At 33.9% G+C, this 20,015-nt stretch carries 17 protein-coding genes; 12 read left to right on the top strand and 5 right to left on the bottom strand.

Features of this window, described 5'->3' with window-relative positions; translation table 11 throughout:
• Positions 1-118 precede the first annotated feature (118 nt).
• Entirely contained in the window at positions 119-742 is a 624-nt protein-coding gene (trhA, locus tag AC2TDS_RS09820) for a PAQR family membrane homeostasis protein TrhA (RefSeq protein WP_484735413.1), read from the top strand.
• Between the two features lie 62 nt (positions 743-804).
• Here trhA and pruA read toward each other — a convergent pair whose 3' ends face one another.
• The gene (gene pruA, locus AC2TDS_RS09815) at positions 805-2,430 is read right to left on the bottom strand and encodes an L-glutamate gamma-semialdehyde dehydrogenase (protein WP_484738903.1); all 1,626 of its coding nucleotides are present in this window, start codon (positions 2,428-2,430) and stop codon (positions 805-807) included.
• Between the two features lie 157 nt (positions 2,431-2,587).
• Here pruA and AC2TDS_RS09810 point away from each other — a divergent pair, with 157 nt between their 5' ends.
• On the top strand, positions 2,588-3,274 hold the full coding sequence (locus tag AC2TDS_RS09810; protein ID WP_484738902.1) for an NRDE family protein: 687 nt from the start codon (positions 2,588-2,590) through the stop codon (positions 3,272-3,274).
• Between the two features lie 259 nt (positions 3,275-3,533).
• Here AC2TDS_RS09810 and AC2TDS_RS09805 read toward each other — a convergent pair whose 3' ends face one another.
• From AC2TDS_RS09805 to AC2TDS_RS09795, 3 genes are read right to left on the bottom strand one after another with little or no spacing between them, the layout of a single operon-like run.
• On the bottom strand, positions 3,534-4,619 hold the full coding sequence (locus AC2TDS_RS09805) for a DUF3667 domain-containing protein (protein WP_484738901.1): 1,086 nt from the start codon (positions 4,617-4,619) through the stop codon (positions 3,534-3,536).
• Between the two features lie 3 nt (positions 4,620-4,622).
• Positions 4,623-5,009, bottom strand: coding sequence for a Co2+/Mg2+ efflux facilitator ApaG/CorD (gene apaG, locus AC2TDS_RS09800; RefSeq protein WP_484738900.1), 387 nt, complete (start codon positions 5,007-5,009; stop codon positions 4,623-4,625).
• A 51-nt stretch (positions 5,010-5,060) separates the two neighbouring features.
• Positions 5,061-6,278 (bottom strand): type IX secretion system plug protein, encoded by a 1,218-nt coding sequence (locus AC2TDS_RS09795; protein WP_484738899.1) that lies wholly within the window; start codon positions 6,276-6,278, stop codon positions 5,061-5,063.
• Positions 6,279-6,440: 162 nt separating this feature from the next.
• On the opposite strand from AC2TDS_RS09795, the gene AC2TDS_RS09790 reads away from it, so the two are divergent.
• The 9 genes from AC2TDS_RS09790 to AC2TDS_RS09750 all read left to right on the top strand — a co-directional run bounded on the left by AC2TDS_RS09790 (position 6,441) and on the right by AC2TDS_RS09750 (position 15,357).
• Positions 6,441-7,793, top strand: coding sequence for a Na(+)-translocating NADH-quinone reductase subunit A (locus AC2TDS_RS09790; RefSeq protein WP_484738898.1), 1,353 nt, complete (start codon positions 6,441-6,443; stop codon positions 7,791-7,793).
• Positions 7,794-7,797: 4 nt separating this feature from the next.
• Positions 7,798-9,006 carry an NADH:ubiquinone reductase (Na(+)-transporting) subunit B gene (locus AC2TDS_RS09785; RefSeq protein ID WP_484738897.1) on the top strand — a complete coding sequence of 403 codons (1,209 nt, stop codon included), beginning with the start codon at positions 7,798-7,800 and terminating at the stop codon, positions 9,004-9,006.
• A 3-nt stretch (positions 9,007-9,009) separates the two neighbouring features.
• Positions 9,010-9,750, top strand: a complete 741-nt coding sequence (locus tag AC2TDS_RS09780) for a Na(+)-translocating NADH-quinone reductase subunit C (RefSeq protein WP_484738896.1) — start codon at positions 9,010-9,012, stop codon at positions 9,748-9,750.
• A gap of 2 nt (positions 9,751-9,752) precedes the next feature.
• Positions 9,753-10,397: an NADH:ubiquinone reductase (Na(+)-transporting) subunit D gene (locus AC2TDS_RS09775; protein WP_484738895.1), complete on the top strand. Its 645-nt coding sequence runs from the start codon at positions 9,753-9,755 to the stop codon at positions 10,395-10,397.
• Between the two features lie 31 nt (positions 10,398-10,428).
• Positions 10,429-11,166 carry an NADH:ubiquinone reductase (Na(+)-transporting) subunit E gene (nqrE, locus tag AC2TDS_RS09770; RefSeq protein WP_484738894.1) on the top strand — a complete coding sequence of 246 codons (738 nt, stop codon included), beginning with the start codon at positions 10,429-10,431 and terminating at the stop codon, positions 11,164-11,166.
• On the top strand, positions 11,166-12,476 hold the full coding sequence (gene nqrF / locus AC2TDS_RS09765; protein WP_484738893.1) for an NADH:ubiquinone reductase (Na(+)-transporting) subunit F: 1,311 nt from the start codon (positions 11,166-11,168) through the stop codon (positions 12,474-12,476). The genes nqrE and nqrF overlap by 1 nt, the downstream gene beginning before the upstream one ends.
• A 611-nt stretch (positions 12,477-13,087) precedes the next feature.
• Positions 13,088-13,252, top strand: coding sequence for a hypothetical protein (locus tag AC2TDS_RS09760; protein ID WP_484738892.1), 165 nt, complete (start codon positions 13,088-13,090; stop codon positions 13,250-13,252).
• A gap of 384 nt (positions 13,253-13,636) precedes the next feature.
• Entirely contained in the window at positions 13,637-14,995 is a 1,359-nt protein-coding gene (locus tag AC2TDS_RS09755) for a DEAD/DEAH box helicase (protein WP_484738891.1), read from the top strand.
• The gene (locus tag AC2TDS_RS09750; protein WP_484738890.1) at positions 14,995-15,357 is read left to right on the top strand and encodes a DUF8840 domain-containing protein; all 363 of its coding nucleotides are present in this window, start codon (positions 14,995-14,997) and stop codon (positions 15,355-15,357) included. The genes AC2TDS_RS09755 and AC2TDS_RS09750 overlap by 1 nt, the downstream gene beginning before the upstream one ends.
• 436 nt (positions 15,358-15,793) lie before the next feature.
• On the opposite strand, the gene polA is transcribed toward AC2TDS_RS09750, so the two are convergent.
• Positions 15,794-18,619 carry a DNA polymerase I gene (gene polA, locus AC2TDS_RS09745; RefSeq protein WP_484738889.1) on the bottom strand — a complete coding sequence of 942 codons (2,826 nt, stop codon included), beginning with the start codon at positions 18,617-18,619 and terminating at the stop codon, positions 15,794-15,796.
• A 171-nt stretch (positions 18,620-18,790) separates the two neighbouring features.
• On the opposite strand from polA, the gene AC2TDS_RS09740 reads away from it, so the two are divergent.
• Positions 18,791-20,011: a metallophosphoesterase gene (locus AC2TDS_RS09740; protein WP_484738888.1), complete on the top strand. Its 1,221-nt coding sequence runs from the start codon at positions 18,791-18,793 to the stop codon at positions 20,009-20,011.
• The last annotated feature ends 4 nt before the right edge of the window (positions 20,012-20,015 follow it).

Genomic DNA, 20,015 nt, shown 5'->3' with positions numbered 1-20,015 from the left:
AAACTCAGTAACTCTTTTTGCTGTAGAGTTTACGAGGTGAATTTAAGAGTGCACTAACAATTTTTTAAGTTTAGTGCACTTTTTATTTTAATTTTGTAGTGAACCAAGCTATTTGATTATGCATACTCAAACCAAATTTGAAGAACAATTAAACGCGTTATCTCATGCCCTCGGCGCCTTTTTGGGGGTTGTTGGACTTGTGTTATTGTTCATGAAAAACTCTAGCAAAGCTTGGAGTGAGTTCAGTATTCTCATTTACGGAGTATCCGTTATTGTTTTGTTTAGCGCTTCTACCTTATATCATGCCACAACATCTGAAAAGAAAAAACATTATTTTAGAATTATAGATCATACGAGTATTTATTTGCTTATCGCTGGAACTTACACGCCTGTTGTGTTATTACTACTATCTTTTAGTAAAGGATGGTTGTTGTTTTGGTTGGTTTGGGGTATTGCAGCTTTTGGGGTGGTTTTAAAGTTGTTTTTTACAGGGAAATTTGAGATATTCTCAACACTACTTTATCTAGTGATGGGTTGGTTAATTGTTGCTGATATTGGAGCCTTGATGGAGGTTTTAGACCCAAATGGCTTGAAGTTACTTATTACAGGAGGCTTGTTTTATACCATAGGAATTGTTTTTTATGCGACTCATAAAATCCCTTTTAATCATGTTATTTGGCATCTTTTTGTGTTGGCTGGAGCTGTGAGCCATTATTTTATGATTTTGTATTACGTCATATAAAAAAGCAACCTCAAACGAGATTGCTTTTATGTTAATGTATATATGGTCGATCTGACCTAGCCCTATCCTAAGAAAGGGTAACGATAATCAGTAGGAGAAACAAAGGTTTCTTTTATCAAGCGAGGAGATACCCAGCGCAATAAATTTTGAGCGGAACCAGCTTTGTCATTTGTTCCCGAGGCTCTTGCTCCGCCAAATGGTTGCTGACCAACAACAGCTCCTGTTGGTTTATCATTCACATAGAAATTTCCAGCACAGTTTTCTAATGCTTTAGTAGCCTCAGTTACCGCATATCTATCTGTTGAGAAAACGGCTCCCGTTAAGGCATATTCAGAAGTTGCATCAACTAATTTCAATGTTTCAGACCAATCTGCATCTTCATAAACATATATGGTTACTACTGGACCAAATAACTCAGTTTCCATAGTAGTATACTTAGGGTTACTGGTTAAGATTACTGTTGGTTCAATAAAATATCCTTTCGATTTATCGTAGCTACCACCTGCAATAACTTCTGCATCTGCATCTTTTTTAGCTTGATCGATATACTTCGCTAATTTATCGAAAGAGCCTTCATGAATTACTGCAGTTATGAAGTTACTCATATCTTCTGGTGATCCCATTTTAAAAGAAGCGATATCTTCCTTTACAAATTCTAGTACCTCATTAGCCATAGATTTTGGTAAGTATACTCTTGAAGCAGCAGAACATTTTTGTCCTTGGAATTCAAAAGCACCACGAGAAATACCTGTAGCTACTTGTTTTGGGTTGGCTGATGGGTGTGCTATAATGAAATCTTTACCTCCAGTTTCACCTACAATTTTTGGATAAGTTTTATATGTATGAATATTTTCACCTATTTTTTTCCAAAGTTCTTTGAATACATAAGTAGATCCTGTAAAGTGGATTCCTGCAAAGTCAGGAGACGACAATACTACATCGGTAATTTCAACAGGATTTCCATAGATTACGTTTATAACGCCGTCAGGTACACCTGCTTCTTTAAATACGTCAATAATTATTTTTGCTGAGAAAATTTGGCTGTCAGAAGGTTTCCAAACAACAACATTTCCCATCATAGCAGCCGAGGCTGGTAAGTTAGCAGCAATTGCTGTAAAGTTAAATGGAGTTATAGCGTACACAAACCCTTCCAAAGGTCTATACTCAACACGATTCCATATTCCATCATCTGAATTAGGTTGTTCGTTATAAATCTCACACATATATTCTACGTTAAAACGTAAAAAGTCAATTAATTCACAGGCAGCATCAATTTCTGCTTGATGTACAGTTTTTGATTGCGCAATCATTGTTGCAGCATTTATTTTAGCACGGTACGGTCCAGCAATTAACTCAGCAGCACGTAAAAAAATCGCGGCTCTTTGTTCCCATGGCATTTGTGACCATTCTTTGCGAGCCTCTAAAGCATTCGCGATTGCTTTTTCAGTAAGAGTTGCATCCCCCAAATGATATTGGCCTACAACGTGTTGATGATCGTGAGGAGGGGTAATGTTTTGAGTTTTACCCGTTCTGATCTCTTCGCCACCAATATGCATTGGTATATCAACAGATCCGTTAAAATATTCTTTATATTGTTTTGAAACCGCTTTTCTTTCAGGTGAACCAGGTATATATCCTTTTACTGGTTCGTTAATGGCAGTTGGTACATGAAAAAAACCTTTTCCCATTTTGTATGTTGTTTATTTAATTTATTTCTTTGTTCGAGTTAAAAGTCGAAAATTTAACTTGTAGCTTACAAAGCTACAAAGAGGCCACAAAGTTACATTTATTTTTAGTAATAAATAAGTGGTTTGTATGTCTTATTTACTCAAAAACTAATACAATATGTGCACAGTAACTTATTTGCCCTTAGGAAATAATGATTTTATCTTAACGTCTAATAGAGATGAAGATCCAAAAAGACAAACGATAGCGCCTAAGAGTTACGTGGAAGATGGTGTTGAATTGACATATCCGAAAGATGAGTTGGCTGGTGGAACCTGGATTGGTTTAAGTGAGAAAAACAGACTAATCTGTTTGTTAAATGGGGGTTTTGAAAATCATAAAAAAGCGAGATCATACAGAATGAGTAGAGGCACCATAGTAAAACAATTGTTAAAGGTGCCAAATGTAGTAACTGAAATTGAGAGCTATGATTTTGAGGGTATTGAGCCATTTACAATTGTTTTAGTAGACTGGAGTAGGGACCTTTTGGTCTATGAATTAGTTTGGGATGGACAAATGAAGTTTTTTGAACGATTAGGACAACAACCCGAAATATGGTCGTCTTCGACCTTGTATACTAAAGAAATGAAAGAATTACGACGTGATTGGTTTCAACAGTGGTTAGAGCGTAATGAAAAGTTTAAGAAGTCGAGTATACTTGCATTTCATCATGATGAGACACATGGTAATCAAGATGTTACTTTAAAGATGAAAAGAAAGTACGTAGAAACAGTAAGTGTTACCTGTGTTGTAAAGAAAGGAGAGGACGTTTTAATGGAGTATCTAGAAAACAATAAGATGAAATAGATACAGGATTGGGGGTTGTACCAATTCTGATGTTAATTTACCACCCATAATTATTTATAATAAAGGCTCATCTATAGGTAATACATAAGCATGGTCACAAGTAAATGGTGGTGTAACTTTGCCTAAGAATCGGTATTGTGAAGTTTTGATTTTCTTTTAGTATAGCGTTTTTTATACCAGTTATTGTTTGAATTTACCGTAAATTCAAAATGTAAATGGTATTGTTTTCTTAATAAGGGGTTTTGTGTCCGTTTTTAGTCTAATACAAAGCAAAAACTACAGCAGAAAGTATCACTATGCCAAAAGAGGTTAGGGTTATGAAAAAAGCGTTCGCTATGCAATATTTAAAAAATGTTTTGAAATAACCTTGACTATAAAAATTTTTCATTGCCATGTACAGGTATATTCCAAACAAACAAAGAAAACTTAATGAAGTGTTTTCAAGATCTATCGCAGTAAATATACTAATTAGCAAGAAAATAATTAATAATAAGAAAAAGACGGTTTGAATATGAAATACGAAAACTAGGTGTTCTACATAGCTACGTTTCCTTCTTATATAAACTATCTTCAGGCAAAGTGAGAATAGAGGTAAGAGAATAAATAATGCCACGGAACCCAAAGACACCATTTGTTGTGCTAGTTTATCACGTTCAGTTTTATTTTTAATAATTTTATTAGCGATGATCGCTCGTGAGTACCAAAATCTATTGGAAAAATTCTTTGATAAATTTAGGCTCTCTAATGCCTTGTCAGTGCTCGTATCTGGATTTGTTTTATTGAATTTTAAAAAAAGATCAAAGAACTTATCTACTCCAGCGAAAGTGATTTTGGTATCTGTGTTGCTTGTTTGTGTCTTGGTAGTGTCTTTCTTCCCATTTGAGTGTTGAATGTTCTGTATATTCTGCAATAAAACATTGTTTATGGAGTCTCTTTTAGGTTTATCAGCTAATTCAAACTTAAAATTAGAGTTGTTTTTTGTTTGAGCTTCGTTAAGGCTGTCAATTTTTTTGTACGTATTTTGGAAGCTCAAAAGCAAAAAAAAGAGAATAGAAACAGATAAGTAAAACCTAAAGGGATTAGAATATCTAGTGCGTTTACCAGTAACATAATCTTTTGAAACTTTACCTGGCTTAATCAATAAGGGTATTAGAGTTCTCCAAAACTTGGCATCCCATGAGAAAAGGCCTCTGAACATTTCATTTATAAAACTCCAAAAAGTAATCCTACTACCTTTATTTTGCTGTCCGCACTCAGGGCAAAAATTTTCATTTCCATAAAATGGATATCCGCAGTCTAAGCAATTGGTATCCTTCGTAGTTACCTGTTTGTTCTTGTTTGCCATTATTTAGTTAAGAGTTGGTAGGGTGGTCAATTGAAATGTAGGTATCGTTACAAAGAAATTTTCTGAAGAAGTTTTGTTCATCATTTTATATTTACCGCCCATAGCTCCTAAGGGGGATAGTAAAAAGCAATTGGATTTATAGTTGTAAATATCGTTAGGTTTTATGATAGGAGTTTGTCCAACAACACCCTCTCCAGATATATATTCAGTGTTGTTTAGAGCGTCAAAAATAGTCCAAAAACGTTCAAGAAGTTGAACGGTGCTGTCAGATTTGTTTTCAATTGAAATGAAATAACTAAAAGCGAAATAAGTTATATGACCGCGGTACATAGTGCCGTTATATGCAGTCTTTACTGAAATCTTAATGCCTTTTGTTATTTGTTGGAACATGAAATAAAAGTACTATAAAATATAACTTTCTACAAGTTTGAGTTAAAATAATTATCTATTTTGATTGAAGTAACCAACGCCAACGCCAATAACTCGATCATAAAATCCACCAAAAGGTTTGTAATAAATTATGGCTGTGTATTCATTTTCAGTTTGGAAGAACGATCCGTTAATTTCGTTAAGATTGATATTTTCTTCGTTGTCAAGAACAACGTAAGAGTAATTATAAAACCCCTGTTTTAGTAAAATTTTAGTTTCGTAGGTTTCTGTAGTGTAGTTATAAGTCATGAGATTCTCTTCTTCTAACATGAAATTGTTGAAACCTCCATATACGTATACTTTTTTGCTGTGATAAGGTTCGTTAGTTTCTAATGAAAAATGCACAAGCGTATAATCAGCTTCTACTTCATTATTATTTGCGTCTAGTGTGTTAACGATAAAATGACCATTGATATCAGGGCTATAGGTGTAGGGGCGATTTCCTCTTGGTTCATCCGTAAATAAATAAGAATTATAGATGTCTTTTCTTTCAACTTTGGCAATATTAAGACTTGTGTTTCTTGCATATTTTGTATCGAAATTTAGAAATTCGTTATTGCCGGGGAAATTAGTTAGTTGTGTGTGGTTGTATAAAAGCTGATGAGGTTTTATAAAAAGCGGTTGTATACTGTTTATTTGCGTGTTCCAGTCGTTGTTTTGAAGAAGAACGGCATTGATTTCCTGACTGGGGTTGTTGATGGTTAAATTTGAGTGATTTACTGAAAACTGAACCGTTTGTTCTTTGTTGTCTAGATTATTTCTGCTTCTTAAGACAGCAACACCCACAAGGGTTAAGTCTTCGTAGAAAACACATCTACGGGTAAATATTGTTTCGTAATCTTCATCTAAAATTGAAATTAAATAATTTCCACTTTTTAAAATTTTAGTATTCAAATTAGGTAATTTTACAGAGTAGTGGGTATACGATTGAAGCGTGTTAAATGAATTAGTAACGTTAATTATGGTGTTTTGATCAAATCCATCAATATATTGGTTGGTTGATAAATTACTAGGTTTCCAGTCATGTGTCATGTGCTGTATTTTATAAGAATACTCTTTGTTATCGGCATCTAAATCATCAAAAGAGAGCTCTAAAGATTCCCCAAGTTTGAAAAAAGGGACAAAGCTTTTCGGATTATGAAGAGGTCTTAGTTGGATTGTTTTTATGTTTTGAGAATTAACAGAAGTAAAGATTAAAACCAAAAAAAAAGTAAATGTGTTTTTGCTCATGATTCACAAAAATATCAAAAAAGAAGCAAAAAAGAAGCTATTTTATTTAGAATAAGTATAAATAAACTGATTTACGGAAGATAAAAAAGGTTTTGCACTTATGTGGTTTTCAAAATTTTTAAATTTGCATGTTTTTTAAGAAAATCAAATTAATCAGTTACTATGTCAAAAGACATCCGTATTAAAAAAGGCTTGGACATCAAGCTCGTTGGTGAAGCAGAACAAATTACTACCGAACTTTCGTTAGGTAATGTTGTTGCAATAAGGCCAGATGATTTTCACGGCGTAATTCCAAAAATTTTAGCAAAAGAAGGGACAGAAGTAAAAGCAGGAGAAGCACTTTTTCATGATAAAGGTGACGAACGTATTTTATTTCCTAGCCCTGTAAGTGGTAAAGTTTTTGAAATTGTTCGTGGAGCAAGAAGAAAAGTTTTAGCAATTAAAATCGCTGCTGACGGGAAACAGGAGTTTAAAGATTTTGGTAAAAAAGAGGTTGATAGAATGTCAGGAGAAGAAGTGAAGAGTTATCTTTTTACTTCAGGATGCTGGCCGTTTATTAAGCAACGTCCTTATGATGTGGTTGCGAATCCAAATCAAGCACCTAAAGCTATTTTTGTGTCAGCTTATGCAAGTGCGCCATTGGCTGCGGATTACGATTACTCGTTAAAAGGGAAAGAATCAGAGTTGCAAGCTGCCCTAACTGCGTTAACAAAGTTAACAGAAGGGAAAGTGCATGTTTCAATAGCCGAAAACTCAACATTATCTCCATTTAAAGAGTTAAAAGGGGTAGAGTTGCATAAGGTTTCAGGACCACATCCTGTGGGTAATGTAAGTACGCAAATAGCCCATATCGATCCTATTAATAAAGGAGAAGTAGTGTGGGTAGTTTCTCCGCATGATCTAGTAGTGATTGGAGAACTGTTGTTAACAGGTAAGTTGAACCTCACCCGTACCATTGCTTTAACAGGGTCTAAGTTTAAGAAAGCTAAGTATGTTACGGCGCTCGCTGGTGCACAGGTGTCTGATATCGTGAAAGAGAATTTAGATTCTGATAATACACGAATCATCAGTGGAAATGTGTTAAGCGGACTTCAAGTAAATGAAAATGATTTCTTAGGCTTTTATGATAATCAGATAACGGCTATCCCTGAAGGTGATGACTATGAGTTGTTTGGTTGGAATAAACCGGTTTTCGATAAAGTTTCAACCTCAAGAGCGTTAACGTTTTCTTGGTTAAACCCGAGGAAAAAATACGATTTAAATACAAATACCAATGGAGAACATAGAGCTTTTGTTGTAACAGGAGCTTACGAAGAAGTATTTCCGTTAGATATTTACCCAATGCAACTATTGAAAGCATGTATGTATAAAGACCTAGATGAAATGGAAGGGCTTGGTGCGTATGAGATTGCGCCAGAAGATTTTGCATTGACAGAGTTTATTTGTGTATCAAAACAACCTCATCAAAAAATAATTCGTGAAGGATTAGATATAATGAGAGAAGAATTAGGATAAGAATATGGGCTTAAAACAAAATTTACATAATTTAAAAAAGAAGTATGAAGGAACTAAAATGGCACCGCTATTTAATGGTTTTCATACATTCTTATATTTGCCAAATGAGACTACTCATGGAGGAACTCATATTAAATCGGCAGATGATCTTAAGCGTACTATGAATACGGTAATCATGGCATTAGTGCCATGTTTGATATTTGGTATGTTTAATGCAGGGTATCAACATCATGCAGCTATAAATCAAAGTTTTACTTCAGGAATGTCATTCTTTAGTACAGATTTTTGGAATTTAGATAACCTACTCATAGGAGCTGTTAAAATATTGCCACTAGTAATTGTATCGTATGTTGTTGGTTTGGCGATAGAGTTTGTTTTCTGTATTATCAAAGGGCATGAAATAGAAGAAGGATATTTGGTTACAGGGATGTTAGTCCCGTTAATTGTACCAGTTGATTTACCATTATGGATGCTTGCAGTAGCGGTAGCTTTTGGGGTATTGATCGGTAAAGAAGTGTTTGGAGGTACAGGAATGAATATCTTAAATCCAGCGTTAACCATACGTGCATTTTTGTTCTTTGCTTACCCAACATGGATGTCGGGAGATAAAGTATGGGTGCACGATGCAGTGACAAGAACAGGCACAGCTGATGCTATTTCTGGAGAAACTATTCTCGGAAGCTTAGCGCAGTCGCAACCATTGAGTTATTCGGTTTCGGATATGTTTTTTGGGTTTGTACCAGGTTCGGTAGGTGAAACATCTACCTTGTTAATTTTACTAGGAGCAGCCTTTTTAGTTTTTACGAAAATTGGAAGCTGGAGAATTATGCTATCTTCTGTAATCGGAGCGTTAGTAATGGGATTCATTTTTAATTTTGTGGTAGATGCGGAGATAATTACTGAATCAAGTAAGTTCTATGGATTAATGTCTCTAGACTTTTGGAAACACCTAATGATTGGTGGATTTGCATTTGGTGTTGTATATATGGCTACCGATCCAGTGACGGCGTCACAAACGAATAAAGGAAAGTGGATCTACGGATTTTTGATTGGATTTATTTCAATTATGATTCGTGTGTTTAATCCGGCATACCCAGAAGGAGTCATGTTAGCAATCTTATTAATGAATGTATTTGCTCCGACAATTGACCATTATGTGGTACAAGGAAATGTAAAGAGAAGATTAAAACGTGCTAAAGTTAAAACTGCCTAAATTATGAGTAAGAAGACAGATAGTAATTTATATACAGTACTTTTCGCTATAGGAATGGTATTGGTAGTAGGTGCATTATTGGCTTTTACAGCAGCATCGCTTCGTCCAATGATTGATGCAAATGTGCGAATAGAGAAGCAACAAAATATTTTGTATGCAATGGGTGTCAATGAAAATGATGAAAGTAGCGCTGTTTTTGTTTCAAAAGACAAGGTAGCTGATATTTTTACTAAATATATTAGAAAACAGTTAGTTCTTGAAGGGAGTAAAGTTTCTGAAGACGCGAAAGCTTATTTAATTGATGTTAAAAAGCAACAAACACTTGCTAAAGAAGGAAAAACAAGAAAATTACCCTTGTTTATTGGAGAAAAGGATGGAAAAACCTTTTATATAGCACCAATAAGAGGTAAAGGTCTTTGGGATGCTATTTGGGGATATGTTGCCATGGATAAAAACATGGTAGTTCAAGGGGTATTCTTTGATCATAAAGGAGAAACCCCAGGTTTAGGAGCTAATATTAAGCAACGTTTCTTTATGGATGATTTTACAGGAGAAGACTTAATGAGTAGTGGAGAATTTAAAGGGATTACTGTAGCAAAAGGAAACGGAGATCCAAAGAATGAAGATAAAACTGATAATGAAGTGGATGCTATAGCAGGAGCTACAATTACTGGTGATGGAGTTTCAGCAATGATAAAGTCGGAGCTTGCAAAGTATGTACCTTATTTTAAAACATTAGAATAATTATGGGATTATTATCAAAAAAAGACGTAGCGTTAATTAAAGATCCGTTAGCAGATAACAACCCTATTACTATACAAGTATTAGGTATTTGTTCTGCCTTGGCCATTACAGCAGAATTAAAGGCGTCAATAGTGATGTCTGTTTCGGTATTATTTGTATTAGGAGTTGGTAACGTGGTTATCTCTTTGTTGAGAAATATTATACCATCTAAAATTAGAATTATCGTACAGTTAATTGTAGTTGCTGCTTTAGTAATTATTGTTGATCAGGTACTTAAGGCATTTGCTTATGAACTTAGTAAAACCTTGTCAGTATTTGTTGGTTTAATTATCACCAACTGTATTATTATGGGACGTTTTGAGGCATTTGCCTTAGGAAACGGACCATGGAAGTCGTTCTTAGATGGAATTGGTAACGCTTTAGGGTATGCAGTAATTTTGATTATGGTAGGATTCTTTAGAGAATTATTAGGTTCTGGTACCTTACTAGGATTAAAAGTGTTAGGAGATCCAATAGAAAAAACAGGATTGTACGCTATCGGATACGAAAACAATGGTTTTATGTTATTGTCACCAATGGCATTAATTGTTGTAGGTATTATTATATGGATACAACGTAGTAGAAACAAAGCATTAATCGAAGACTAAGCAAGTTAGTGTACATTAAAAATATAGAAAAATGGAACATTTAGAATTATTTTTCAAATCAATATTTATAGATAACATGGTATTTGCGACATTCTTAGGAATGTGTTCGTACTTAGCGGTGTCTAAAAAAGTATCAACAGCTGTAGGTTTAGGAGCAGCGGTAATTTTTGTATTAGCAGTTACAGTTCCTATAAACTGGTTGTTAGATCAATATTTATTACAACCAGGAGCTTTATCTTGGTTAGGAGAAGAATATGCGGTGTATGACTTGAGTTTCTTGTCATTTATTATGTTTATTGCAACGATTGCAACAATGGTACAATTGGTAGAAATTATTGTTGAAAAATTCGCGCCGGCTTTATATAACTCATTAGGTATTTTCTTACCACTTATTGCTGTAAACTGTGCAATTTTAGGAGGTTCATTATTTATGCAATCACGCGAAATACCAACGTTAGGTCTATCGCTTGTATATGGTATTGGATCTGGAATAGGATGGTTTTTAGCGATTTTAGCTATTGCTGCAATTCGTGAAAAAATCCGTTACTCACAAGTGCCACCTGCACTTAGAGGCTTAGGGATTACGTTTATTATTACTGGATTAATGGCAATCGGATTTATGAGCTTTGGTGGGATGTTAACAGGAGGAGATGATGCAAGTAAGAGTAAGGAAACAACCACAGCTGAAGTAAAGATTGAAGAGAAGAAAGAAAAGCCTAAAAAAGAGGCGAAAAAACTAGCTAATAACACTAAAGAAATTACAGAATAATGATAGTATTACAAGTGAGTACAGGAGGAACGGTACTAATTACGGTGTTAGCATTTTTAGCGGTAACCTTGTTATTGGTGACTTTATTGTTATTTGTAAAGCAAAAGTTAGCTCCGTCTGGACCTGTGAAAATTACAATTAATGGAGATAAAACAATTGAAGTACCATCAGGGGCAACTTTACTAACGACCTTAGGTAACGAAAAAATATTTTTACCATCTGCATGTGGTGGTGGTGGATCTTGTATTCAATGTGAATGCCATGTTAATGATGGTGGTGGTGAAGCTTTACCAACAGAAACACCTCATTTTACACGTAAAGAGCTTCAACATGGAGCACGTTTAGCATGTCAGGTTAAAGTGAAGCAAGATATGGATATTTCAATTCCTGAAGAGATTTTTGGAATTAAGAAATGGGAAGCAACCGTGGTACGTAATTACAATGTAGCTTCTTTTATAAAAGAGTTCGTGGTTGAAATTCCAGAGGACATGAATTATAAAGCGGGAGGTTACATTCAAATTGAAATTCCACCTTGTGAAATAAATTTCTCTGACATGGATATTACAGCACATCCAGAGGAACATAGCACTCCAGATAAGTTTCAAGAAGAATGGGATAAGTTTAAGTTATGGCCATTGGTAATGAAGAATCCTGAAATTGTGGAAAGAGCGTATTCTATGGCTTCTTATCCTGCAGAGGGACGTGAAATTATGTTAAACGTTCGTATTGCAACACCTCCATTTGATAGAGCAAAGGGAGGATGGATGGATGTAAATCCTGGAATAGCATCTTCATACGTTTTCTCTAGAAAGGTTGGAGATAAAGTAACTATTTCTGGTCCTTATGGAGAGTTCTTTATTAATGAATCAGAGTCAGAAATGCTATATGTTGGTGGTGGTGCTGGTATGGCGCCAATGCGCTCTCATTTATACCACTTATTTAAAACCTTGAAAACAGGAAGAAGAGTTTCGTATTGGTACGGAGGACGTTCAAAACGTGAATTGTTCTATCTTGATCATTTTTGGAACTTGGAAAAAGAATTCCCAAATTTTAAATTCCATATCGCCTTATCTGAGCCATTGCCAGAAGATAATTGGAAAGTAAAGGATAGTATGGATGCAGAAGGAGATGGTTTTGTTGGGTTTGTACACAATTGTGTAATTGATAACTATTTGAAGCATCATGATTCACCAGAAGATATTGAATTATACTTCTGTGGACCACCTTTAATGAATAAAGCAGTCGAGAAAATGGGCGAGGATTTTGGTATTCCAGATGAAAATATCCGTTTTGATGACTTTGGAGGATAAAATATTGTTATAAAAAACCGACGCAAAAGCGTCGGTTTTTTTTTGTAATACCATTTCAGTTTTGAAATTATGGTAAAAGAATAGGATCATTTTTTTCTTTATAAAATTAAGTAATGCCTTAGTTTATGGTTTCTTTGTCTAAGGAATAAGAAAGGCAAAAAAATTGTTTTATTACGGTAATATTAATTCATAGATCATAATTTTTATGGTAAATACGAATCTGTCAGTAAAAATCAAGCACTACTACAAGGAAATTATACGATTTATAGATAAATATTTCGTGTATAGGTATTGAATTATTTTAAGTTAGTTTAAGGCATAAAACTTTAGCATAGCCAAGCTATGGTTAAGTTTTATAACGCAAAAATAGCTACAAAAGAAATAATAGATATGCGAAATATTTATTTGTAAATCGTATTATTGGGTTATTTCATTTAAAAATGGGTATAACAAGAGTATAAAAGTTCATTTGGAAACAAATACAGTTCATTCGGAAACTAATACTCACAGGTTTTAACTAAATTCCTAAAATTTGCAACATGACTTGCCATTTTTTTTTCCCCCGATGGTATATGTGTATCAATGAGTTGTAAATAGTAAGCGGAAAAACAATGAACTGTCCAAAATGTAATTCGATGATTGTTTATCGAATAAGACGAAAATTTCTTGAGAGAATATTTTTATCCCAAACCAAAAAGTTTAAATGTAAAAGTTGTAGTATTAAATTTCTGTATTCAAAAGTATTTCAAAAGGCAATTCTTACCATTAGAAGTTAGTTTAAAGAAAAGGTGTTTAGAATATTCAACCCTTCAGGGTTTTTAACTGATTGATAATTGGATGGTTACTAGTTGTTGTGGTGTGTAATACATAATGTAGTTAACAAAACAATATACCATATTTTCTGGGTTTTAAAATAGGAATTTTCCTGTTTTTTAAACTTACTTTTTTTTTTAGGTTTACAGAAGTCTAACCTACGCTATATAATTTATGAAATGCCCAAAATGTAATTCTAAACTGGTAAAAAGAGTAAAGAGATCCTTCTTTGAAAAACTATTGTTATTCCCAAAAAAATATAAGTGCAAAAATTGTAGGACTAAATTTTTCGGAAAGTTTATTCTAATTGAATCTGACAACCGTACCTTTGTTAAAATTTTTAGCAAATGGTTTCTTTTCAAGAATTAGACTTATCAAATCCACTACGAAATTCTATTGAAGATCTAGGGTTTATACACCCTACTCCTATTCAAGAACAAGCTTTCCCAATAGTCCGTTCAGGGAAAGATATTGTTGGTATTGCTCAAACAGGTACAGGTAAAACATTTGCCTATATGTTACCTATATTAAGAGATTTGAAGTTCTCAAAGCAAATACATCCAAGGGTATTGATATTGGTACCCACAAGAGAGTTGGTTGTACAGGTTGTTAATGAAATTGAAAAATTAGGAACTTATATGACTCTTAGAGTGGCTGGGGTATACGGCGGAGTGAATTTAAACCGACATAAAGAGCTTGTATTGAAAGGGGCTGACATTGTTGTGGCGACTCCAGGTAGGCTTTATGATTTAGCGGTAAGTCAAGTGTTAAAACTAAAATCTATTCAGAAATTAGTTATTGATGAAGTAGATGTGATGCTTGATTTAGGGTTTAGATTTCAGTTATTGAATATTTTTGATTTGTTGCCAGATAGACGTCAAAATATTATGTTTTCAGCAACAATGACTGCTGATGTTGAGGAATTAATAGACGATTACTTTATTGCGCCTAAAAAGATTGCAATTGCAGTAAGCGGGACTCCCTTAGATAACATAAATCAGGTAGCCTATAGTATTCCTAATTTTTATACTAAAATTAATTTATTAAAGGAATTTTTAGCTGATAGAAGCAACTTTAGTAAAGTTTTAGTCTTTGCGCCTAACAAAAGAAATGCAGATAGAATTTTTGATCTTGTAGAAGAAGATTTCCCAAGGGAAGTATGTGTAATTCATTCCAATAAGACACAAAATTATCGTTTGCGTTCCATAGAGGAATTTAACAAGGGAAACCATAGAATTTTAATCGCTACTGATGTTATCGCACGTGGTTTGGATTTGGATGAAATTACACATGTAATTAACTTTAACCCGACTCAGTACCCTGAAAATTATATGCATAGAATAGGTCGTACAGGCCGTGCTGAACATAAAGGGACATCCATTTTATTTGCTACAGAAAAAGAACAAGAAGCAAAAGAACGTATAGAAACATTGATGGAGTATGTTATTCCTTTAGAACAAATACCAGAGCATGTAGAAATATCAAAAGAATTAATAGAAGAAGAACGACCAGAAGAAGATAGACTGCAATCAAAAAACAGAACTTCTCAAGAATTTGTTCCAGGGCCTGCTTTTCACGAGAAGAAAGATAAAAACAAAAAGATCAACCTAGGAGGGTCATATCGAAGAGAAATTACTAAAAAATATAAAAAGCCTAAAACTAAAGGCGATAAAAATTTTAATAAGCGCAATAAGAAGAGAAAATAATGCGAGCACTCACAAACCAGGAGCTACATAATTTAGGAATGAATATTGCTGGTAAAAAGCTACAGGAAATGGGTTATGAATTTGTAGCGGTGAATAGTACCTTAAAAAAACACCCTCAATTCGTTTTATTTAAAAAGGGAGAACCAACGATCTTTGTGTTGGTAAAGGTTAGTAATAACGTTCAAATACCCCTTAAGCACGATGCTGTATGGATGCAAACATTTAAAGAGCATGCTAAAAAACAAAATGCAATAGTTTGGTATGCAGGTATAGGTATTGCTAATGCGGAGAGTGTTGATTTACCGGTTTTTAAAGATAGGCCATATTATGTCGCTTTTGAAGGGTTTGAAAAGATTATTTAGATAAATACCATTTAGCATTAATTTGAGTTAAATTATAATTAATTTCTATCCATTTACATAAAATTCTCGAAAAACTAGTAAAAAGGGGAAAAAGAATGTGGTTTTCAGTTAGTTATATTGTAGATTTGTAATGGGAAATCAATAAATTTATTAATTATGATTAAAAAATTACTCAAGGGTATTCGGAACTTTTTTAAAAACTTATCACTGATCTTAGCAGAATTTGGCAAAGGTGCTGGATATGCGATCAATCATTGAAATTAAAAAGTTTTGAATAGAAAACACTCGTTTTTAAGAAAAAGCGAGTGTTTTTTTATTTGATTTTTTAAAATGGAAAAATAAGTAATAGTCCTCTTTGTAAATTAACACCCCAACAGGTATTATTGATAACTACATACTATTGCAAAAGAGAATTTTACTGTAATTCAAGGCAGGTTTAATGTGCTTCGAGCCAATTTTCTCCAATACCAATTTCCACATCCAAAGGAACTTCAAGTGTAAAGGCGTTTTCCATTTCTTCTTTAATAATGGGTTTTATAATTTCTAATTCGTCTTTGTGAGCATCAAAAACCAATTCATCATGTACTTGTAATAACATTTTAGATTTGAATTGCTCTTGTAAAAAACGATGGTGAATATTGATCATAGCTAGTTTGATGATGTCAGCAGCACTACCCTGTATTGGCGCATTAACAGCGTTTCTCTCAGCAGCACCACGCACAATAGCATTACGAGAGTTAATATCTCTCAAATAGCGCCTTCTATTTAATACGGTTTCTACATAGCCGTTTTCACGAGCAAAATCTACCTGCTTAGACATATAATTACGCAACTTAGGGTAGGTTTCATAATATGCATCTATAAGTACCTTAGCTTCTTTTCTACTCAAAGAAGTTTGGTTACTTAAACCAAAGGCAGAAACGCCATAGATAATTCCGAAATTGACTGTTTTAGCATTGCTTCGTTGTTCTCTGGTAACTTCATCAATAGGAACATTAAAAACTTTTGAGGCGGTAGAAGCATGAATGTCCTCTCCATTCTGAAAAGCCTTGATCATGGTTTCTTCTTTACTTAAAGCTGCAATAATTCGTAATTCTATTTGACTGTAATCAGCGGCTAATAAAACATAGTTTTTGTCTTTTGGAATAAAAGCCTTACGAACTTCTTGCCCTCTTTTAGTACGAATAGGAATATTTTGTAAATTCGGGTTATTTGAGCTTAAACGCCCAGTAGCAGCTACTGCCTGAGCATAAACAGTATGTACTCTCCCCGTTTTAGGGTTGATTTCATTTGGTAACGCATCAACGTATGTGTTTTTCAGTTTTTTATATTGACGATATAATAAAATATCAGCGATAATTTGATGGTCTTTTAAAGAGGATAATACATCTTCAGCAGTAGAATATTGACCTGTTTTTGTTTTTTTTGGTTTATCAACAAGTTTTAATTTTTCAAATAAAATTGGTCCTAATTGTTTCGGAGAAGCGATATTAAACTCTTCTCCGGCTTGTTTAAATATTTGTTGCTCTAATTTTTCAACATCATTGGTAAGCTCCGTAGATAGTGATTTAAGAAAATCAGTATTTACATTAATACCTTCAATTTCCATGGCAGTTAATACTGAAACTAAGGGAGTTTCTACGTCATTAAATAACTTCGTTACATTACCGCTTTCTAATTCTTTAGTAAAGTGTTTTTTTAATTGAAAAGTAATATCCGCATCTTCTACGGCGTACTCACGCTGTTTTGAAATCTCAACATCACGCATAGATAGTTGATTTTTTCCTTTTTTACCGATTAGGTCGGTTATTGAAACAGGTTGATAATTTAAATACGCTTCAGAAAGAACGTCCATATTATGACGCATATCTGGATTTATCAAATAGTGTGCAATCATGGTATCAAATAACTGTCCTTTAACAGGCACGTTATAGTTAGAAAGCACTTTAATATCGTATTTTAAATTGTGTCCTATTTTTTCAATATTAGCATTTTCGAAAAAAGGAATAAATTCATCAAGAATATGTTGGGTTTCTTCTTGGTTTTTTGGGAAGGTTACATAATACCCTTTACCAGTTTCCCAAGAAAAAGCAATTCCTATTAGTGCTACTTCCAAGGCTTTTAAACCTGTAGTTTCTGTATCAAAACATACGGAAGTTTGTTGCAATAGTTTTTCAAGCAGTAACTTCCTGCTCAGTGGGGTGTCTATTAACTGATATAAATGGTCTGTGTTATCAACTGTTTTAAATCCATTTATAGAATTTTCTTCAGCAACCGTTCCTGTGCCAGGAGTCGCAAATAAATCAAATTGTTGAGAAGAGGTGTTTTGTATACTCTTTGCAGAAGAACTATTCGAAATACTATCTGTATCATTCGAAACATGAAACGTTTTCTTTAAGCTTTCAGCGAGCCTTCTAAACTCTAATTCATTAAAAACGTCAATAGTTTCTTCTAAATTAGGTTGCTCGAATATAAGTTTATCTTCTTCTAACTCAACAGGAACATCTAACATGATGGTTGCTAGTTTTTTAGAGAGTAACCCTAATTCTTGGTTGGCTTCTATCTTTTCTTTCATTTTACCTTTTAGCTCATGAATGTGTTCAAAGAGACCTTCCATGCTGCCATAAGCAGCAATAAATTTTTTAGCCGTTTTTTCTCCAACACCAGGTAAACCAGGGATATTATCGACAGAATCGCCCATCATTCCTAAAAAGTCAATGACCTGTTCAGGTCGCTCAATACCGAACTTTGCTTTAACCTCTTCGATACCCCATTTTTCATAACCATTTCCCATTCTTGGAGGGCGGTACATAAAAATATGTTTTGAAACCAATTGCGCATAATCCTTATCTGGAGTCACCATATACGTTTCTAAACCAGCTTTTTCCGCTTTCTTAGCGAGTGTGCCAATAATATCATCAGCCTCATATCCTTCATTAACGATGGCTTGAATATTCATAGCTTTCAGTATTTTCTCGATATAAGGAATAGCAATTTTTATAGCCTCTGGGGTTTCTTGTCTATTCGCTTTATATTCCGGAAATACTTCAACCCTGTCAACACTGCCTCCTTTATCAAAACACACAGCTAAATAATCTGGTTTTTCACGTTTGATAACATCTAAAAGGGAATTGGTAAAACCGAGAATAGCTGAAGTATCCAATCCTTTTGAGTTAATTCTTGGGTTTTTTATAAAAGCGTAATAGCCTCTATATATTAAAGCGAATGCATCTAGTAAAAAAAGTCGTTTTCTGTTTGCCATCTTGTTATGTAAAACCAGTTGAAATAGTATTGTTTTTCAGATAGATTACGAAATTAATCTAAATTAATTGTTCTTGTAAACTCTGCAGGTAAAACTACGAAACTTTAACAAGATGTTAAAAATTGATTTGCAGATTTACGAGTATCTTTACTGGGATTTAAAAATGGAGTTATGTCACGTTTACTGCCACTTATTATTGCGTTTACCATTATTGCTGCTTTTGAAGCTTATACTTTTCAGACAATTAGGGTGTTAACCAAGAATAAGACTTTTAGGTATGGATGGTTACTTCTGAGTTTCGCAGCGTATATCAACTTCTTTTATGTGTTACTTTCTTCTAATCGAAGCTCTGGACAAACACGAGAGTTTCAGTGGGCATTTGGTTTCTTGTTATTAGTTTTATTGCCAAAATTAATTATGCTTTTTTTTATGCTAGGCGAAGATTTAATTCGTTGGATGCGAAAAGGAATTTCGTATTTTTCTTCTGGAGAAACCAAGATGTTAGAAGGGCGACGTAAGTTTGTGTCTCAAATAGCGCTAGGGCTAGCTGCATTGCCTTTTGCTGGGTTGTTGTATGGGATCTTTAAAGGAAAGTATAACTATAAAGTGCTAAAATACCAGTTAAGTTTTAAAGATTTGCCTGAGGCATTTGATGGTTTTACAATTACACAGATTACAGATATTCATTCAGGGAGTTTTGATAACAAAGAAAAGATTGCCTATGGTGTTGATCTAATAAATCAGCAAGCGTCGGATGTTATTTTGTTCACAGGGGATATTGTAAATAATTTTGCCCATGAAATGGATGATTGGGTTTCATTATTTTCAACATTGAAGGCACCTATGGGAAAATATTCGATTCTTGGAAATCACGATTACGGCGATTATTCAACATGGGATAAGGAGGAGAATAAAACAGCTAATTTTAATTCGATTAAAAATATACATCCTCAAATTGGATTTGAATTATTATTGAATGAGCATAGATATATTGAAAAGAATGGGCAGAAAATAGCTTTGGTGGGTGTTGAAAATTGGGGTAAGGGATTTAATAAAGCAGGAGATTTACAAAAAGCATCTTCAGGAATTAAAAAAGAGGATTTTAAAATTTTATTAAGTCACGATCCGAGTCATTGGGAATACAAGGTTAAAAATGATGATTTTAATTATCATTTGACATTGAGTGGACACACACACGGATTGCAATTTGGAATTGAAATACCTGGTTTTTTTAGATGGAGCCCTTCACAATATGTTTATAAACAATGGGCTGGTGTGTATAAGGAGTTTGGCAGATATATTAATGTAAATCGTGGTTTTGGATACCATGCTTTTCCGGGTAGAGTAGGGATTTGGCCAGAAATATCCGTAATTGAGTTAAAAAAAGGCTGATTTT

The sequence above is a fragment of the Tenacibaculum profundicola genome, from assembly GCF_057220795.1.
This window is presented reverse-complemented; position numbering and strand designations above follow the sequence as displayed.

Excerpts from the sequence above, each read along its gene's own strand:
- trhA (WP_484735413.1), top strand. The coding sequence starts at position 119 with ATGCATACTCAAACCAAATTTGAAGAACAATTAAACGCGTTATCTCAT.
- pruA (WP_484738903.1), bottom strand. The coding sequence starts at position 2,430 with ATGGGAAAAGGTTTTTTTCATGTACCAACTGCCATTAACGAACCAGTA.
- AC2TDS_RS09810 (WP_484738902.1), top strand. The coding sequence starts at position 2,588 with ATGTGCACAGTAACTTATTTGCCCTTAGGAAATAATGATTTTATCTTA.
- AC2TDS_RS09805 (WP_484738901.1), bottom strand. The coding sequence starts at position 4,619 with ATGGCAAACAAGAACAAACAGGTAACTACGAAGGATACCAATTGCTTA.
- apaG (WP_484738900.1), bottom strand. The coding sequence starts at position 5,009 with ATGTTCCAACAAATAACAAAAGGCATTAAGATTTCAGTAAAGACTGCA.
- AC2TDS_RS09795 (WP_484738899.1), bottom strand. The coding sequence starts at position 6,278 with ATGAGCAAAAACACATTTACTTTTTTTTTGGTTTTAATCTTTACTTCT.
- AC2TDS_RS09790 (WP_484738898.1), top strand. The coding sequence starts at position 6,441 with ATGTCAAAAGACATCCGTATTAAAAAAGGCTTGGACATCAAGCTCGTT.
- AC2TDS_RS09785 (WP_484738897.1), top strand. The coding sequence starts at position 7,798 with ATGGGCTTAAAACAAAATTTACATAATTTAAAAAAGAAGTATGAAGGA.
- AC2TDS_RS09780 (WP_484738896.1), top strand. The coding sequence starts at position 9,010 with ATGAGTAAGAAGACAGATAGTAATTTATATACAGTACTTTTCGCTATA.
- AC2TDS_RS09775 (WP_484738895.1), top strand. The coding sequence starts at position 9,753 with ATGGGATTATTATCAAAAAAAGACGTAGCGTTAATTAAAGATCCGTTA.
- nqrE (WP_484738894.1), top strand. The coding sequence starts at position 10,429 with ATGGAACATTTAGAATTATTTTTCAAATCAATATTTATAGATAACATG.
- nqrF (WP_484738893.1), top strand. The coding sequence starts at position 11,166 with ATGATAGTATTACAAGTGAGTACAGGAGGAACGGTACTAATTACGGTG.
- AC2TDS_RS09760 (WP_484738892.1), top strand. The coding sequence starts at position 13,088 with ATGAACTGTCCAAAATGTAATTCGATGATTGTTTATCGAATAAGACGA.
- AC2TDS_RS09755 (WP_484738891.1), top strand. The coding sequence starts at position 13,637 with ATGGTTTCTTTTCAAGAATTAGACTTATCAAATCCACTACGAAATTCT.
- AC2TDS_RS09750 (WP_484738890.1), top strand. The coding sequence starts at position 14,995 with ATGCGAGCACTCACAAACCAGGAGCTACATAATTTAGGAATGAATATT.
- polA (WP_484738889.1), bottom strand. The coding sequence starts at position 18,619 with ATGGCAAACAGAAAACGACTTTTTTTACTAGATGCATTCGCTTTAATA.
- AC2TDS_RS09740 (WP_484738888.1), top strand. The coding sequence starts at position 18,791 with ATGTCACGTTTACTGCCACTTATTATTGCGTTTACCATTATTGCTGCT.